We start from the raw sequence: 16,180 nt of genomic DNA on the forward strand, positions 1-16,180 counted from the left end.
TTGCTAATTGTTAATGATTGATTATCTTTAGCCCGAATAAGAAAAACGAACAGAATAATAAATGATTTCAAGGAGAATTTTAAGAGTTAAAGTAATGCAAATATTATACGCCAACAGTTTAAGTGAAGGCGAAAACGTAGCGACATTACAAAAACAATTAACTCAAAAAATTGATAAAACTAAGCAACTCTATTTTGTTTATTTGCAATATTTAATTCAAGTATGCGAATATGTAATATTAGATGCTTCTAAACGGGCAAATAAATTTATACCTACAGAAGAAGATAAAAACGTAAATAAAGACTTAGCCGATAACCTTGTATTAAAACTTTTAACAAATAGTGATGAATTAAAAGAAATTCAAAAGCACTTTAAAATAAAAAGTTTTATAGATGCCGGTTTGGTTAAAAAGCTGTTTAACGAACTCAAAACGAAAGAGAAATATGTTAAATATTGCAAATTAGAAAAGAAAGAAAAAAGAGATGAAGTTGACATTTTACGCTACATTTTAAGAAGAATAATTGGCACAAATGAGCTACTTGATGAAGCACTTGCAGAACATTTTATAAATATAGATGACGACCATTTTTTGTGTCTTCAATCCTTACAAAAAATCATCAAATCTTTTGGAAAAACAGATGATAAAGAGTTTTTAAAAAGCATATTGCTTGAACGTGAAGAAACAGAAGAAATAACCTTTGCTAAAGAGTTGATAAACAATTATATAAGTAAAGAAAAAGAATTAAACAGCATTATAGAAATCCGATTAAAAAATTGGGATATGGACAGGGTTTCTGTGGTAGATATTATTCTGTTAAAAATGGCAATAAGCGAGTTCTTGTATTTCCCTTACATCCCTCTTAAAGTGAGTATAAATGAGTATATAGATATATCTAAAGAATACAGCACAGAAAAGAGTAAAGATTTTATAAATGGCATATTAGATAAGACCATGAAAGATTTAAAAAGTGAGGGAAAAATTAAAAAATTAGGCAGAGGATTAATCAATAATTAATACATTTGCATCTTAAATTTCAAAAACTTAAAAAACAAATAATCAAAGACTATGAAAAAAATAATTTTTGTATCGGCATTAGCATTTTCAACATTTTTATTTTCTTGTAATTCTGACAGCCCAGCTACAGAAGAAACAAGCGGAGATGCTACCACAACTGCAGTAGAAGAAACAGTTGTAAATAATGAACCTGCTGAAATAGCACCAGCACAAGTAGCAGAGTTAACTACTATGTCTGTTGACAGAATGACTCACGATTTTGGGAATATTTCTGACCAATCTCCAGTAGAAACTAAGTTTGTTGTTACCAACACAGGCGAAAAACCATTATTAATTTCAAATGCTCAAGGTTCTTGTGGTTGTACAGTTCCTGAGTATCCAAAAGAACCAATTTTACCGGGAGAAAGTGCTGACATAAAAGTTTCTTTTAACCCAAGTGGTAAATCAGGTGCTCAAAACAAAACAGTTACCTTAACAGCTAATACTGAACCGGCTACTACTGTTATGACTATAAAGAGCAATATAACTACTGCTAACTAATATGACTGGAATTTTATTACAAGCACAAGGAGGCGGTTTTTTTGGCGACCCTATTAATATGGTGTTAATTATGGCATCATTGGCAGTTTTTTATTTTTTCATGTTGCGTCCCAACCAAAAAAAGGCTAAAGAAGCAAAAGAAGTATTAGAAAACTTGAAAAAAGGAGACAAAATAGTAACCAACGGTGGTTTGCACGGCAAAATATCTAAATTAGATGAAACTACTGCCGATATTGAAATAGCAAGAAATACCGTTATAACTATTGAAAGAAATGCCATTTCAACAGAGCTGACTGCGGCTTTAAATAAAAACTAAGTAAATTATAACACAATTATAAATCAAAATAAAAGCTCTGCTCTTGCAGGGCTTTTGTTATAATAACAAGTAATGATAAACAACGCGATAGAGATAAAAGTTAGATGGGCAGATGTAGATGCAAACAGGCATGTAAGGCATTCTGCTTACTACGATTACGGTGCACATGCCAGAATTTTTATGTTTGATTTAATGGGTTTTGACTCAAAAATGATGAGCAAATTAAATATAGGTCCTGTTATTTTTAAAGAAGAATGCACATTTTTAAAAGAGCTATATTTAAGCGAAGAAATAACTGTAAATGTTCTTAAAGACACCAACAATAAATTGGACGGCTCTAAATGGAAATTGCACCATGAAATATTTAACAGCAAAAACCAAAAATGTGCTCACATTACATTAAGTGGAGCTTGGATAGACCTTAGTAAAAGAAAATTAACCACTCCCCCAACAGCTTTAGCTAAAGCTCTTCATGAATTGCCAGAAGGCAAAGATTTTGTATACGCCAAGAAAAATTAACTTTATTCACATTTTTTCCACATTTTATTACCTCGTTTAGCATAAAAAGTATTAATATTGGTGTCCCAATTTAACTCATCGGCTAACAAATGATAAAAGTAGGCATAACAGGAGGCATAGGTAGCGGTAAATCATACATCAGTAGTATGTTTGAAAAGCTGGGTGTGCCTGTTTATTATTCCGATATACGAGCTAAAGAACTGATGAATACATCTGAGCAAGTAAAACAACAGTTAATTAGCACATTTGGAGCAGAAACCTATAAAAACAACCAACTGGACAGGAAATATTTAGCAGAAATAGTTTTTAATAATGAAGAAAAATTGGAATTGCTAAACAATATAGTTCATCCTGCGGTTAAAAATGATTATAAAAAATGGTGCAGTGAGCATCAAAATTATCCTTACACTTTAAAGGAAGCCGCCCTTTTATTTGAAACGGGCGTTTATAAAGAATTAGATAAAACCATATTAGTTCATGCCTCTAAAGATATACGCATATTGCGTGTTATGCAAAGAGATAAAGTGAGCAAACAAGCTGTTGAAGCACGCATGGACAAACAAATGGATGATTTTGCTAAAATGGATTTAGCCGATTTTATAGTACATAATGACGGGATAAATGAAGTTTTTAAAATTGTAGAAAAACTTCACACGCTCTTTAATCCAAGTATTGCTATTTAAAAGACTACAAACTGTAACTCAAATTACCTAAACGTCCAAAAATTCTACCTCAGAAAATAATTTATTCATATAAAAATTCATTAATAACTATCCGTTGTTATACCAATAATTTATACTTTAAGGTAGCATCTTGGGACGTTTAAGTAGTTTTAGTTATAATTTATGTTTTTTTTACCTTTGTCTTGACACAAAGGTAACCAAAGGTCAAGACTGTAATCAAAAATACTAAAATGCTATAAAACAGACGAGGACAAATTAATGTATGCTCAACTTCATTTTTCCTAAAGTATTTTTACTCGGAGGAGCATACTAATTTGTCTGTTTACTGTTTTATAATTTCATTCATTTTAGATGTCTGTTTTACATCATTTCTTAACGTATTTTTGATTAAGGTCAGTTAAAAGTGCACCTTAAGTTTGTAAGTGGGGTACCCATTAACCGAAAACTCCGTAAAAAATTAAACTGTTTGAAGAACGGAGTGATGAGTTTTTGATTTTTAGGAGTTGAGGTTATAATGGGTCGCTGAAAACTTAGTGCGATTCTTTTGTAACTTTTCTACTAAAGAAAAGTTAATGTAAAATACTTCATAGGTATCTTTACGGATAATCAAAATTCATTAATTATTTATACACACTTAATAAAGATATAACACCAAATCCCCTCGTTTATTATAGCCTTTTTTGTATATTGTGGGCAAAATAAATCCCCATGCAAATACCATTAAAAGGAAGAACAAAAGAAGACATTTTTAAAGATTTAAAAGAAAGAAAATCTAAAGATTTTAATTGGCACAATGGTCGTGCTTTTGCCTCAATTTATGATGCTGGCGAAGAAGCCAGAAGTGCTATCTATGATGCTTATACTATGTTTCTTACCGATAATTTAGTTGACCCTACCCTTTTCCCAAGCTTAAGAGATATGGAAAATGAAGTGGTAAATATGTGTGGAAATTTACTGCAAGGCGATGAAAATATATCGGGAACACTAACATCGGGAGGTACAGAAAGCTGTATGCTGGCAGTAAAAACAGCTAAATTTTACGCTAAAAAGAAAAATCCTAATATACAACCGGAGGTAATATTGCCCTACACTATACATTTTGCTTTTTTAAAAGCTTGCGAGTATTTTGACGTAAAACCTGTAATAATTCCTGTAAAAGAAGATTTTAGAGTAGATGTTGAAGCGGTAGAAAAAGCTATTAATGCCAATACGGTTCTTATTGTTGGCTCCGCTCCTTCTTATGCTTACGGTGCTGTAGATCCTATTGAAGAAATGGGACAAATAGCTAAAAAACACAATGTTTTGTTTCATGTTGATGGTTGCATAGGTGCTTTTGTAATGGCATTTAACAGAAAAGCAGGTATTCCTACGCCAAAATATGATTTTAGTGTAGAGGGCGTTACTTCCATTTCTATGGATTTGCATAAATATGGCTATGCCGCTAAAGGTTGTTCTACCCTACTATTTAAAAATAGCGAAATACGTAAAAGCCAGTTTTTTATTTCTACCAGTTGGACTGGCTACAATGCTATTAACTCTACACTTTTAAGCACCAAGCCGGGTGGTCCCATAGCAGGTGCATGGACCGCTTTAAATTATTTTGGCGAAGACGGATACATAAAAATATCGCAAGATACTATGCTGGCAACGCAAAAGTTTTTAAACGGTGTAAAAGAAATAGACGGTTTTTATATTTTAGGCAATCCCCAAACACCGCTAATATCTTTTGCCAATAGCAAATATGATGTATTTCAAATAGCTGACGAATTGAAAGCCAGAGGTTGGTTTTTATCGGCACAGTTGAGCTCTGATGTAGCACCTCCCAACTTGCATTTAACAGTAACTATGGCACAAAGAGGCAAAGAAGATGAGTTTTTAAACGACCTAAAAGAAGCTGTAGAAAAAGTAAAAAAAGGCTATAAATTACGCAAAATAAAAGATGATGCCACTACTGCTGTGGTAAAACAACTAATGAAAAACATTAGTCCTGAAACTTTGGCTAAAATAACAGAGAAATTAGGCATAAGCGGTGGCGATGCTCCGGATAAAATGGCATTAGTAAGCCGACTTTTAGACGAATTACCTAAAGAAAAAACAGAACCACTATTACTGGATTTTATGAGTGATTTTTATAGCTTGAAGAAGTAGTTATAATATTACTCACTTTTACCCATAGAAACTTAAATTCTTTGAATTAAAAAATAAAGTAAAATTCAAAATAACCTATACCATTTTAGATTTCATGCTGTTAGATTAATACCTCAGTGATACCCATGTTTGTAATACACGTAGCTAATATATGTGCAAACAAATTTTCACTAACTTTGAAACGTGTCAGTCGTTTCATCTTTTATACAATTAGTGGCTAACTATTTTATACAAAAACAGTATAAAATACATAATAATGGTATTGAGGTGCAAAAAAAAGTACTAAAAAAATTAATAAAACAAGCTCAAAACACTCACTTCGGCAAAGAACATAGCTTTGATACTATCTCAAACTATGAAGATTATAAAGCGAAAGTTCCTTTAAACAGCTACGAAAATTTAAAGAAATATATAGAAGAAATAGCAAAAGGAAAGCAACAAGTTTTGTGGAATGCTAAAACCATTTACTTTGCCAAAACCAGTGGCACTACCAGCGGAACTAAGTATATTCCCATAACTAAGGATTCTATAAAAAACCACATATCCGCTGCCAGAAACAGCTTGTTTGCCTATGTGGCAGAAACAGGAAATGCCGATTTTTTTACCAAGAAAATGATTTTTTTGCAAGGCAGCCCAGAGCTTGAAATGTATGGCAAAATAAAAACAGGACGATTATCGGGTATTGTGTATCATCATGTGCCTTTTTGGCTGCTACGAAACCGAAAACCAAGCTACGAAACAAACTGCATAGAAGATTGGGAGCAAAAAGTGGACACCATTGTAAACGAAACTTACATGGAAAACATGAGTCTTTTAAGCGGTATTCCGCCTTGGTGTATGCAGTATTTTGAAAAACTTTTGGCAAAAACAAATAAAGAAAATTTAAAACAACTTTTCCCAAGCCTGCAATTATATGTTTACGGTGGTTTAAACTACGAACCCTACAAAGAAAAAATGGATAAACTGCTGGGCGAAAATGTAGATAAAATAGAAACCTATCCGGCTTCGGAAGGATTTTTTGCCTATCAAGATTCACAAAAAGAAAAAGGTTTGCTTTTAAATATTGATTCGGGTATTTTTTATGAATTTATCCATGTTGAAGATTATTTGCAAGACAAAATGAATAGAATTTGCCTAAAAGATGTGGACTTTAATACGCAATATGTTTTAGTAGTTAGCAGCAATGCCGGCTTGTGGGCGTATGATACAGGCGATACTGTGAAATTTGTTTCATTAAAACCCTACAGAATTGTTGTAACGGGGCGTGTAAAACATTTTATTTCTGCTTTTGGCGAGCATGTAATTCAAGAAGAAGTAGAAAAAGCCATAGAAATCATGTCAAAACAGTTTAATGCAAGTGTTGTAGAATTTACGGTAGCTCCTTTTGTAGGTACAGAAAATAAAAAATCTTATCACGAGTGGTTTATAGAATTTACCGATTTGGACATAAATACCAATAAAATAGCTTCATTTTTAGATGAAAGCATTCAAGAGCAAAATATTTACTATAAAGATTTGCGAGAGAATGGCATACTTAAAGAAGCGAAAATTAGTGTAGTTGAAAACGGAGGTTTTGAGCAGTACTTTAAGTTAAAAGGAAAACTGGGCGGACAAAACAAAGTGCAACACTTAGCCAATAACAGAGAACTGGCAAAAGTGCTACAGCATTATGTAAAAAACGGTTAATTTACTGTTAATATGCTTTATTTTTCGTAATCTTGCACTCTTAAATTAAACTATGGAGTTATTTGTAACCTTAGTCCAATTTTTTGCAGGTTTATCTATTTTAATTATTCTGCATGAAGCCGGACATTTTTTTGCAGCTAAATTTTTTGGTGTTAGAGTAGAAAAATTCTACTTATTTTTTGATTTCTTGTTCCCTTTTCCAGATGTAGCTAAGTTTGCTTTGATTAAAAAACAAATAGGCGAAACCGAATACGGTATCGGCTGGTTTCCTTTTGGTGGCTATGTGCAAATGAGCGGTATTATGGACGAAAGTATGGACAAAGAAGCCTTGGAGCAACCTGTTCAATCCTACGAATTTAGAGCCAAGCCGGCTTGGCAGCGTCTTATTATTTTGCTGGGCGGAATAATAGTAAATGTTTTGGTAGCCTTTTTCATGTATTCATTAGTGGCAGGTATTTGGGGCGATTCTTATTTAAAAGTTGACGACCAACCTTATGGTATTTATGTAGATTCTTTAGGAGCTTCTATCGGTTTGCAAAATGGAGATATTATTACCCAAGTAAATGGGAAAGATATAGACGATGCCGCTAAAGTAAAAATTGACATGCTTTTTAATCTTGCCGATAATATTACTTATGTAAGAAATGGCGAAAGCCATAAAATAGAGGGCATTAGTAAAGATTTTTATAAATATTATATGGACAATGCCGACAAGGTGTTATTGTTTGAAACTGCCGCTAAAAGTGTAATAGACAGTATTACAAGTGAAACATTAAAAGCATCAGGTGCTCAAGCAGGCGACCAAATAATAGAATTTGAAGGCAAACCAATAGCTTATCATCAAGATTTACTACTTGCAAAAAGAGGATATGGCGATAAAGATGTTGATTTTAAAGTATTGAGAGGTGCAGATACATTAGCTTTAACTACTCATCTTTCTGAAAATGGCTTGTTTGGATTTAGCACCAGCACGGATGAATATAAAATAACCACCAAAAAATACAGCTTTTTTGGAGCATTAATCAGAGGTCCTCAAAAAACATGGGAAACCCTAATGTTTTATATAGGACAGTTTAAATTAATATTTGACAAAGATGTAAAAGGATACAAACAGATAGGTGGTTTTGGTACTATAGCCAAGTTCTATTCTGGAGGATTTTCGTGGTATGCTTTTTTAAATAAAACAGCTTTTATATCTATAATATTAGCTTTTATGAATTTGCTACCCATACCCGCTTTAGACGGTGGGCATGCCATGTTTACTATATATGAAATGATATTTAGAAAACCACCACCTGAAAAATTTATGTATTATGCACAAATGGCAGGTATGGCATTTTTATTTGCACTGCTTATATATGCAAATGGCAATGATATTTTCCGCTGGTTGTTTGGTAATTAAATAAAAACAAACTTATCTTTACGTTCCGTTTATAAAAACTGCCCGAATGGCGGAATTGGTAGACGCGCTGGATTCAAAATCCAGTTCTAGCAATAGAGTGCCGGTTCGACCCCGGCTTCGGGTACTTTAATTAAAGCCTAAAATATTAATAACCAATATTTTAGGCTTTTTATTTTCTACGTTTACCAACATAACACCAATTGTCAACACAAAATAGTCTAATCTATTTGGTGTTTTACAATGGCAAATGCCGATAGAGCAATATATTTAGTACAATAAGGCACAACCGAAATTGGACTATTATATATTCCTAATCGGTATTATACTAATCCTTAATTCAGAATAGTCTAAAATGTTTTGAATTTAACAAACAAATCCCAAAGTACTATTCCTGCACTTACCGATATATTTCCTTGTGGTTGGTGTTATCACCGTGCCACTCCACTATTGCATCACACTGCCCCGTTTGTCATATTGAACCTGCCTGCGGCAAGCAGGCGAAGTGAAATATCCACCTTGTATGAAGAGCTAAACTTCCCAAAAAAAAAGATAGATTTCTTCCGCCAGCTGGCGGATCTAAATGACAGTGAGTGGGGGATTTCCGTGCTGTCAGAAGCTACTTTTCCCTGTGGTCGGCATCCCTGCCGATTCCACTTATTCCGCTTTTAAACGTATCTTTAAGCAATGTATTTCTTTACAGCTACAGCGAAGGATTGGAAAAACCTTTTTGAAGATGACGAGATAAAAATTATACTTCTTCAATCTATGGAGTGGTTGGTGACAAATAAAAAAGTTCAAATACACGCCTTTGTTATTATGCCAAATCATGTTCATATTTTATGGACACATTTAGATGAAACGTATGATATTGGAGCGAGTTTCAAAAGTTTTACCGCTTCTATGATTAGAAAATATTTGGTTAAACACAACAAACTAAAATTAAATTTGTATATTTCTACTCAAAATGATAGAGAATATCAATTTTGGAAAAGACGTTCTAAAACTATAGAAATGCAAAACAGGATAATAGCAGCTCAAAAGGTAGATTATATACACAAAAACCCTTTGCAAGAAAAGTGGAAGTTGGCAGCATTGCCAGAAGATTACCAATATTCTTCTGCTAGTTTTTATTTACAAGATAAGTCCAGGTTTGGCTTTTTAACAAGATATGAAGATTGGATTTGATATACTAAAGGAAATGGTACGGCAGGGATGCCGACCATAGGAAAAGTTTGAATTTTAATTTATACATATGAAATTAATTTATTATGTTTTTTTATTACATGGAATTCTACTACACTTCAAATAACTATATTTAATGTTACGTCTATAGGGTCTGGTAATGTTGAAAACGGTCCATCTTTTATGCGAAATCCTAGTTATCCATACTACCAGCCATATACAAACATTAGTCAAACTTTTACATTTAACGTACCAAAATGAAAAATATTTATTTATTTATATTTCTATTCATGACCATGTGTGCAAAAAAAGAGTATAAATTATCAGAAATAACAGGTTTATATTATAGGTATTATAATGGGGTAACTTATAAGGATTGTCGCATTAATCTTGATTCTTTAAATTTTTCTCTAACCGGAAATTGTATTTACTTAAACTCAATTGTAAGTACTGAATTTCATGTTAATAATAACTTGCTATCCCTTAAGCCTGTGGGAAGAAATTATTATACTTCTTTTAAAATAATTGAAAAAAAAGGGAAATTATTTTTATATAAACCTGTTGAAGAAAATCAAGAATTATATTTTGTAAAAGTTGATGATGATGGATAATGTATTAAAATGGTAATGTATCAGAATGGTTGGTGAAAATATAAAGTATTAAAAATCAGTTTTAAACTAAAATAAAATAGTGAAAATTGGTGTTTTTTTCGCCATGGTGCGTGTCTCACGCAACAATTTTGTAAATTTAAGTGTGGTTTAGAGTTCTCTATGAGAGACCCTAAACAGGGAAAAAGAATGTCGGAAGGAAACTTCCGACAGCACTGAAGGCTGTCCTTTACCGTTGTAATTAATATTCATCAAAAGAAACCTTTGATTTATCTACACATTTAGGTATTTTTTTAAACATTTCATCATGACTAAAACCTCTTTCAAGCCCAACTAAATTACATATTGATTTATGCAATTTTTGATTCTTAGCATTGTAAAATCGTATTCCTTTTATATTATCATTATATGGAAATCGTATTTTTTTAACATTATAGATATCTAAAATTAAAAAATCCAAATTGCTGGGATTGAACAATTTTTTTGGTATTTTTTTAAATTTTGTATCAATAATTGCAACTTCTGTTAGAGAATCTAATTTTGAAATATCAAATTCTATACCTTCTTGCAGTGGACATATACATCCAAGATGTTTTAAATTTTTAAATATCTCTATTTCTTTTGGTAAAACTCTAATTTGTAAATCAATTTCTAATACTTCGATATTTTTAAAATTAAAAATATAATCAGGAATTTCCTTTAACAATGTATCTCCATAGAGCTCTATGAAAGTTGCTTCCCTGTAACTATTTTGCAAAATTTTATGTGATTCATTTATATAAATTTCATATGTAGTGTCAGGTTGTTCAATATATAAATATCCATAATTTTGTGCCTTTAAACTAAAATTAACTAAAATCAACATGTATAATATGCTTTTCATAATTATCTTCTATAAGGTGTCATAAAATTATTAAAAGAAATTCTTTGCTTTTCAACAGTCCCACGATTATTACCAAAATATCCTAAAACAGTTTGTCCAAAACTTGTTTGTTTACCATTAACACTGAAATAACTGCCATTATCTGTAACAGAAAAATTTTCATTTGCATACCCATAATATTCACTTTTTGGCATTGGTACGTTATTAGAATCAACTATCTCATTTTCCTTGTGGTCGGTCTTATGACCGTACCACGTCCCCATACTCGGCATCCCTGCCGATTTCCATATCTTTATTATACTCATAACCCAAATGTAAGGAATATTTTTGATGCTTTATACTTAAAAATGTCAGAAGAAAATTTTTCGCCATGGTGCGTGTCTCACGCAACAATTTTGTAAATTAAAGTGTGGTTTAGAGTTCTCTATGAGAGACCCTAAACGGGGAAAAAGAATGTCGGAAGGAAACTTCCGACAGCACTGAAACCCACATTATACCAATCCTTAATTCAGAATAGTCTAAAATACTTTGAATTTAACAAACAAATCCCAAAGCACTATTCCTGCACTTACCGATATATTTAAACTATGTTTTGTGCCCAGTTGTGGTATTTCAATACTTCCGGTGCAAGTATTAACCACTTCCTGCTGCACACCATCTATTTCATTGCCAAAAACTACTGCTATTTTTTCTTTATTTTTGGGTTTAAAATTATTGAGCATTATAGCATTTTCTACTTGCTCTATGGCATAAACAGCCGTATTCTCTTTTTTAAGTTTCTCTACTAAATCTACAGTTTCTTTTACATATTCCCATTCTACAGTTTCCGTAGCACCCAAAGCCGTTTTTCTTATATCTCTGTGAGGTGGCGTAGCCGTAATACCACACAAATAAATTTTCTCTATCAAAAAAGCATCTGCCGTTCTAAATACAGAACCTATATTATTTAAACTCCTTATGTTATCTAAAATAACAATCATAGGTGTCTTTTCGGCTTTTTTAAATTCTTCTTTATTTAATCGGTCAAGGTCGGCATTAGCTATTTTCTTACTCATGTGGAAAGATAGTGTATAGAATGTTGGTTAAAATAAAATGCAAACATAAGTAACTTATTACATTTGCAAGGCAAATGAGTACAAAAGCAAAACAACAAACTCCTTTAATGAAGCAATATTATGCTATTAAAACTAAGCATAAAGATGCTATTTTGCTATTTAGAGTTGGCGATTTTTACGAAACTTTTGGAGAAGATGCTGTAAATACCTCTAAAATATTAGGTATTGTACTTACCAAACGCCACAATGGCTCCGCTTCTGAAATTGAGCTGGCGGGTTTCCCTTATCATAGTTTAGATAGTTATTTGCCCAAATTAGTAAAAGCTGGCTACAGAGTGGCAATTTGCGACCAACTTGAAAAACCATCTAAAGAGAAAAAAGTGGTTAAGCGTGGCGTTACGGAATTAATAACTCCGGGTGTGGCTCTAAACGATAATATTTTAGATACAGCTAAAAACAATTTTTTAGCCTCCGTATATTTTGGTAAAGAAATTTGTGGTGTAGCTTTTATAGATATTTCTACAGGAGAATTTTATGTGGCAGAAGGAAGTTTAGCATACATAGATAAATTGCTTCAAAGTTTTCAGCCGTCAGAAGTTTTGTACGCTAAAAAGCAAGAAAATGAATATTTAGAACATTTTGCAAAACAATATTATAGCTACCGATTAGAAAGTTGGATTTATACCGAAGATTATACTACTGAAATTATCCAAAAACAATTTGAAATAAATACTTTAAAAGGTTTTGGTATTGAAAATTCTCCCGAAATTATATTGGCATCGGGAGCAGCCTTGCAATATTTTAGCGAAAACCATTTAGAAGATGTTAAACAACTTAACTCCATTTCAAGATTAACGGCAAATAGCCATGTTTGGATGGACAAGTTCAGCATTAAAAATTTGGAGTTAGTTTATAGTCCGCATCCCGATGCTAAAACATTAAGCGATGTAATAGATTACACGGCAAGTCCAATGGGTGCACGACTGATTAAAAAATGGATTTTAATGCCTTTAGTAAATAAACACAAAATTACCGAAAGGCTTGATATTGTGTCTTTTTTTAAGGATAATGAAAACATAGCCAATAATATAAAGCAAGAGCTAAAAAACATAGGAGATATTGAAAGGTTAATATCTAAAGTTCCTTCGGGTAAAATAAACCCAAGAGAAGTTGTGCAACTTAAAAAAGCATTAAAAGCTATTCAACCTATTAAAGATGTTTTGTTAAATAGCAAAATAGAAGCCCTAAGTAAATATGGAGAACAGCTTAACCCCTGCTCTACCCTTATAGAAAAACTTGAAAACGAAATAGAACCTGAAGCTCCGGTAAATTTACACAAAGCTCCTACTTTTAAAGCAGGCATAAACGACAAACTTGATGAGCTTAGAAATATTAAAAACAAAGGCAAAGATTATTTATTAGAAATACAACAACGAGAAACTGAAAAAACAGGAATAAGCTCGCTAAAAATAGGCTTTAATAATGTTTTTGGTTATTATTTAGAGGTTCGCCATACACATAAAGATAAAGTTCCCGAAGACTGGATAAGAAAACAAACACTTACTGCTGCCGAGCGTTATATAACGCCCGAGCTGAAAGAATATGAAGATAAAATATTGGGAGCAGAGGAAAAAATAGAAGTATTAGAAGCAGATTTATTTGCCCAATTAGTAGCTTATTTAAGAGATTATATTCAAGCCATACAAATGAATGGTCATGTTTTAGCTCAAATAGATTGCTTAATTAATTTTGCTTATTTAGCCGAAAAACATAATTACGTTCGTCCTAATATTAATGAAGATTTAATAATAGACATAAAAGACGGCAGACATCCTGTAATAGAAAATCAACTACCCGTAGAGGAAAGTTATGTACCCAATGACGTTTATTTAGATAATGAAAGTCAGCAGATAATAATGATTACAGGACCCAATATGAGTGGTAAAAGTGCAGTACTACGCCAAACGGCATTAATAGTACTTATGGCTCAAATGGGAAGTTTTGTGCCTGCTAAAAATGCTACAATCGGCATAGTAGATAAAATTTTTACCCGAGTAGGTGCCAGCGATAATATAAGCAGTGGCGAAAGTACTTTTATGGTAGAAATGAATGAAACTTCTAACATTGTAAACAATATAAGCAACAGAAGTTTAATACTGCTTGACGAAATAGGAAGAGGCACCAGCACTTATGATGGTATTTCCATAGCTTGGAGTATTGCCGAATACCTGCACAATCATCCAAAATATAAAGCCAAAACTTTATTTGCTACACATTACCATGAGCTAAATGAACTGGCAGAAAAATATGAAAGGATAAAAAACTACAATATCTCTACAAAAGAAGTCAATAACAAAGTTATTTTTCTTCGCAAACTTGTTCCCGGTGGTTCAAAACACAGTTTTGGTATTCATGTGGCTAAAATGGCAGGCATGGCTACAGAAATAGTAAACCGGGCTAATGAAATATTAAAACAATTAGAACAAAAGCATATTGATACGGATATTGCGGAAAAAGTAAAACACATACCTGCCAATATGCAACTCAGTTTTTTTGACACCACAGATGAGGAAGCTCAAAAATTGAAAAAACAAGTTCAAGAGTTGGACATTAACACCCTTACTCCGGTAGAAGCATTAATGAAATTAAATGAGTTAAAAAACGGATTAAGTTAAAATTATGAAAAGTGTGGTTCAATTTAATTGTATTTGTAAGTTAAAGACCTTAATTTTGGGGAAAATTTAAAAAACTTAATAAGCGATTTTTATGAATCTACACGAATATCAAGCTAAAGAATTAATGAAACAACACGGTGTTAAAATTCAAGAAGGAATTATGGCAGAGAGTGTTGACGGTGCAGTAGCTGCTGCAAAAAAATTAACCGAACAAACGGGCACACAATGGCACGTTATAAAAGCACAGGTACATGCAGGAGGTAGAGGAAAAGCAGGTGGAGTAAAGCTGGCAAAAAACTTAGATGAAGTAAAAGAAAAAGCTGGCGAAATTTTAGGAATGACGATAAAAAATCGTCAAACAGGACCGCAAGGCAAATTAGTAAGAAAAATATTAGTAGCTCAAGATGTTTATTATCCTGGAGAGAGTGAACCAAAAGAATTTTATGTTTCTATATTGTTAGACCGAGGAACAGGCAGAAATGTTTTTATATACTCTACAGAAGGAGGTATGGATATAGAAGCTGTAGCAGAAGAAACGCCACATTTAGTACACAAAGAATTTATAGACCCATTAGTAGGACTACAAGGATACCAGCTAAGAAAAATGGCTTTTAATTTAGGCTTAGAAGGTCAAGCTTTTAAAGAAATGACTAAATTTTTAAAAGGAATATACGATACTTATACAAAAAGTGATGCCAGCTTAGTAGAGATTAATCCTTGTTTAAAAACTTCTGACAATCAAGTAATTGCTGTAGATGGCAAAATATCTATAGATGGCAATGCATTATACAGACATAAAGATATAGCTGAAATGCGTGATATTTTAGAAGAAGACCCTGCTGAAGTAGAAGCGGGCAATGCAGGATTAAATTATGTACAGTTAGACGGAAATGTGGGTTGTATGGTAAACGGTGCTGGCTTAGCTATGGCTACCATGGATATGATAAAATTAAATGGCGGAGAGCCTGCCAACTTTTTAGACGTAGGCGGCACGGCAGATGCCGAACGTGTAGAAAAAGCTATAAGAATTATATTAGAAGATAAAAAAGTAAAAGCTATTTTAATTAATATTTTTGGTGGTATAGTGCGTTGCGACAGAGTGGCACAAGGAGTGGTAGATGCATATAAATCTATAGGCGAAATACCCGTACCGTTAATAGTAAGGCTACAAGGAACAAATGCTGCTGAAGCCAAAGAATTAATAGATAAAAGTGGTTTAAAAGTTACATCGGTTATTTTACTTAAAGAAGCTGCCGAAGCTGTAGCTAAGGTGGTAGCGTAAGTTTTTAGTAGAATAATTTTAAAAACTAAGATGCCCGATTTAATAATAAAATCGGGCATCTTAGTTTTTATAGCGTTTTAAGATAATAAATTTTAAAAATAAAAATATATTTTACACTCCGTACAAACGAAATGTATACGACATAAGTGTTTGGATATACAATTGTTGTGGGGCATTTGAAAAAAA

At 32.5% G+C, this 16,180-nt stretch carries 15 protein-coding genes and 1 tRNA gene; 13 read left to right on the plus strand and 3 right to left on the minus strand.

The features are described from left to right. Nucleotides 1–94: 94 nt before the first annotated feature. The 11 genes from nusB (at nt 95) to H6578_08140 (ending at nt 10,102) form a co-directional block, all read left to right on the plus strand. The gene (gene nusB / locus H6578_08090) at nt 95–1,015 is read left to right on the plus strand and encodes a transcription antitermination factor NusB (protein ID MCB9227108.1); all 921 of its coding nucleotides are present in this window, start codon (nt 95–97) and stop codon (nt 1,013–1,015) included. A 51-nt stretch (nt 1,016–1,066) separates the two neighbouring features. Further along, nucleotides 1,067–1,555, plus strand: a complete 489-nt coding sequence (locus H6578_08095) for a DUF1573 domain-containing protein (GenBank protein ID MCB9227109.1) — start codon at nt 1,067–1,069, stop codon at nt 1,553–1,555. Between the two features lies 1 nt (nt 1,556). Next, nucleotides 1,557–1,871 (plus strand): preprotein translocase subunit YajC, encoded by a 315-nt coding sequence (yajC, locus tag H6578_08100; protein MCB9227110.1) that lies wholly within the window; start codon nt 1,557–1,559, stop codon nt 1,869–1,871. Between the two features lie 72 nt (nt 1,872–1,943). Beyond that, nucleotides 1,944–2,390, plus strand: coding sequence for an acyl-CoA thioesterase (locus tag H6578_08105; GenBank protein ID MCB9227111.1), 447 nt, complete (start codon nt 1,944–1,946; stop codon nt 2,388–2,390). Between the two features lie 89 nt (nt 2,391–2,479). Then, on the plus strand, nt 2,480–3,073 hold the full coding sequence (locus H6578_08110) for a dephospho-CoA kinase (protein MCB9227112.1): 594 nt from the start codon (nt 2,480–2,482) through the stop codon (nt 3,071–3,073). A 708-nt stretch (nt 3,074–3,781) separates the two neighbouring features. Continuing rightward, nucleotides 3,782–5,221, plus strand: a complete 1,440-nt coding sequence (locus tag H6578_08115) for an aspartate aminotransferase family protein (protein ID MCB9227113.1) — start codon at nt 3,782–3,784, stop codon at nt 5,219–5,221. 183 nt (nt 5,222–5,404) lie between these two features. Next, nucleotides 5,405–6,907: a GH3 auxin-responsive promoter family protein gene (locus H6578_08120; GenBank protein MCB9227114.1), complete on the plus strand. Its 1,503-nt coding sequence runs from the start codon at nt 5,405–5,407 to the stop codon at nt 6,905–6,907. 52 nt (nt 6,908–6,959) lie between these two features. Next, on the plus strand, nt 6,960–8,309 hold the full coding sequence (gene rseP / locus H6578_08125; protein MCB9227115.1) for an RIP metalloprotease RseP: 1,350 nt from the start codon (nt 6,960–6,962) through the stop codon (nt 8,307–8,309). Between the two features lie 40 nt (nt 8,310–8,349). After that, nucleotides 8,350–8,433: transfer RNA gene (locus H6578_08130), tRNA-Leu, on the plus strand. 560 nt (nt 8,434–8,993) lie between these two features. Further along, entirely contained in the window at nt 8,994–9,494 is a 501-nt protein-coding gene (locus H6578_08135) for a transposase (protein ID MCB9227116.1), read from the plus strand. A 254-nt stretch (nt 9,495–9,748) separates the two neighbouring features. After that, nucleotides 9,749–10,102, plus strand: a complete 354-nt coding sequence (locus tag H6578_08140; GenBank protein MCB9227117.1) for a hypothetical protein — start codon at nt 9,749–9,751, stop codon at nt 10,100–10,102. Nucleotides 10,103–10,340: 238 nt separating this feature from the next. On the opposite strand, the gene H6578_08145 is transcribed toward H6578_08140, so the two are convergent. The 3 genes from H6578_08145 to H6578_08155 all read right to left on the minus strand — a co-directional run bounded on the left by H6578_08145 (nt 10,341) and on the right by H6578_08155 (nt 12,037). Continuing rightward, nucleotides 10,341–10,982, minus strand: coding sequence for a hypothetical protein (locus tag H6578_08145; protein MCB9227118.1), 642 nt, complete (start codon nt 10,980–10,982; stop codon nt 10,341–10,343). 2 nt (nt 10,983–10,984) lie between these two features. Continuing rightward, on the minus strand, nt 10,985–11,287 hold the full coding sequence (locus H6578_08150; protein ID MCB9227119.1) for a hypothetical protein: 303 nt from the start codon (nt 11,285–11,287) through the stop codon (nt 10,985–10,987). Nucleotides 11,288–11,500: 213 nt separating this feature from the next. Continuing rightward, on the minus strand, nt 11,501–12,037 hold the full coding sequence (locus H6578_08155) for an RNA methyltransferase (protein ID MCB9227120.1): 537 nt from the start codon (nt 12,035–12,037) through the stop codon (nt 11,501–11,503). 74 nt (nt 12,038–12,111) lie between these two features. Here H6578_08155 and mutS point away from each other — a divergent pair, with 74 nt between their 5' ends. Together mutS and sucC are read left to right on the plus strand one after the other, a co-directional pair. After that, the gene (gene mutS / locus H6578_08160) at nt 12,112–14,712 is read left to right on the plus strand and encodes a DNA mismatch repair protein MutS (GenBank protein ID MCB9227121.1); all 2,601 of its coding nucleotides are present in this window, start codon (nt 12,112–12,114) and stop codon (nt 14,710–14,712) included. Nucleotides 14,713–14,803: 91 nt separating this feature from the next. After that, nucleotides 14,804–15,994 (plus strand): ADP-forming succinate--CoA ligase subunit beta, encoded by a 1,191-nt coding sequence (gene sucC / locus H6578_08165; GenBank protein ID MCB9227122.1) that lies wholly within the window; start codon nt 14,804–14,806, stop codon nt 15,992–15,994. Nucleotides 15,995–16,180 lie beyond the last annotated feature (186 nt).

This window comes from Chitinophagales bacterium (assembly GCA_020635995.1).
In the GTDB taxonomy this organism is placed as follows: domain Bacteria; phylum Bacteroidota; class Bacteroidia; order Chitinophagales; family UBA8649; genus JAFMKE01.

Coding starts and splice junctions, on each gene's coding strand:
- nusB (MCB9227108.1), top strand. CDS start 95: ATGCAAATATTATACGCCAACAGTTTAAGTGAAGGCGAAAACGTAGCG.
- H6578_08140 (MCB9227117.1), top strand. CDS start 9,749: ATGAAAAATATTTATTTATTTATATTTCTATTCATGACCATGTGTGCA.
- H6578_08115 (MCB9227113.1), top strand. CDS start 3,782: ATGCAAATACCATTAAAAGGAAGAACAAAAGAAGACATTTTTAAAGAT.
- sucC (MCB9227122.1), top strand. CDS start 14,804: ATGAATCTACACGAATATCAAGCTAAAGAATTAATGAAACAACACGGT.
- H6578_08145 (MCB9227118.1), bottom strand. CDS start 10,982: ATGAAAAGCATATTATACATGTTGATTTTAGTTAATTTTAGTTTAAAG.
- H6578_08095 (MCB9227109.1), top strand. CDS start 1,067: ATGAAAAAAATAATTTTTGTATCGGCATTAGCATTTTCAACATTTTTA.
- H6578_08110 (MCB9227112.1), top strand. CDS start 2,480: ATGATAAAAGTAGGCATAACAGGAGGCATAGGTAGCGGTAAATCATAC.
- mutS (MCB9227121.1), top strand. CDS start 12,112: ATGAGTACAAAAGCAAAACAACAAACTCCTTTAATGAAGCAATATTAT.
- yajC (MCB9227110.1), top strand. CDS start 1,557: ATGACTGGAATTTTATTACAAGCACAAGGAGGCGGTTTTTTTGGCGAC.
- rseP (MCB9227115.1), top strand. CDS start 6,960: ATGGAGTTATTTGTAACCTTAGTCCAATTTTTTGCAGGTTTATCTATT.
- H6578_08155 (MCB9227120.1), bottom strand. CDS start 12,037: ATGAGTAAGAAAATAGCTAATGCCGACCTTGACCGATTAAATAAAGAA.
- H6578_08150 (MCB9227119.1), bottom strand. CDS start 11,287: ATGAGTATAATAAAGATATGGAAATCGGCAGGGATGCCGAGTATGGGG.
- H6578_08135 (MCB9227116.1), top strand. CDS start 8,994: ATGTATTTCTTTACAGCTACAGCGAAGGATTGGAAAAACCTTTTTGAA.
- H6578_08105 (MCB9227111.1), top strand. CDS start 1,944: ATGATAAACAACGCGATAGAGATAAAAGTTAGATGGGCAGATGTAGAT.